Genomic DNA, 753 nt, shown 5'->3' with positions numbered 1-753 from the left:
CCGCCTGGGCCAGGATCGAGCCGCTGCTGCCGGTCAACACCGGCCCCGGCGGCCGGTGGCGGGACCACCGGCAGGTGATCAACGGGATCCTGTGGAAGATCCGCACCGGCGCCGACTGGCGCGACATCCCCGAACGGTACGGACCCTGGCAGACCCTCTACCAGCGGTTCCGCCGCTGGAGCACGGACGGGACCTGGGACCGGCTGCTCGCCCGCGTCCAGACCCACGACGACGCGATCGGCGCGGTGGACTGGTCGGCGGTCTGCGTGGACTCCACCATCGTGCGCGCCCACCAGTACGCCGCCGGGGCCCGCAAAAAGGGGAGCGCCCGGGGACGAAACCGGCATGCCAGGAGGCCGGGCAGGCGCTCGGGCGGTCCCGCGGCGGACTGACCACCAGGATCCACCTGGCCTGCGACGGGCGCGGCCTGCCGCTCGCGTTCACGGTGACCGCCGGCGACGTCAACGACTGCACCCGCCTGATCGACGTGGTCGAGGCCATCCGGATCGCGCGCACCGGCCCGGGCCGCCCGCGGGTGCGGCCAGGGCACCTGATCGCCGACAAGGGCTGCTCCACGGGCATCATCCGCGCTTATCTGAGGCGGCGGCGCATCCCGCACACCATCCCCGAACGCGCCGATCAGCTTGCCGCGCGGGCCCGGCGCGGGCACCGCCGCTGCGGGTTCGACCGCGACCGCTACCGGCGCCGCAACGTGATCGAACGCTGCTTCAACCGGCTCAAACGCTTCCGCGG

Annotated in this window: 1 pseudogene; it reads left to right on the top strand. The window is 73.8% G+C overall.

Going from position 1 to position 753, the window contains the following annotated elements:
* Positions 1-753 (top strand): annotated as a pseudogene (locus tag ABD879_RS32740) (IS5 family transposase); the annotation flags it as partial.

The sequence above is a fragment of the Actinomadura keratinilytica genome (assembly GCF_039539665.1).
Lineage (GTDB): Bacteria > Actinomycetota > Actinomycetes > Streptosporangiales > Streptosporangiaceae > Spirillospora > Spirillospora keratinilytica.
The sequence above is the reverse complement of the archived record's forward strand: the minus strand, read 5'-3'. Positions and strand labels throughout refer to the sequence as shown.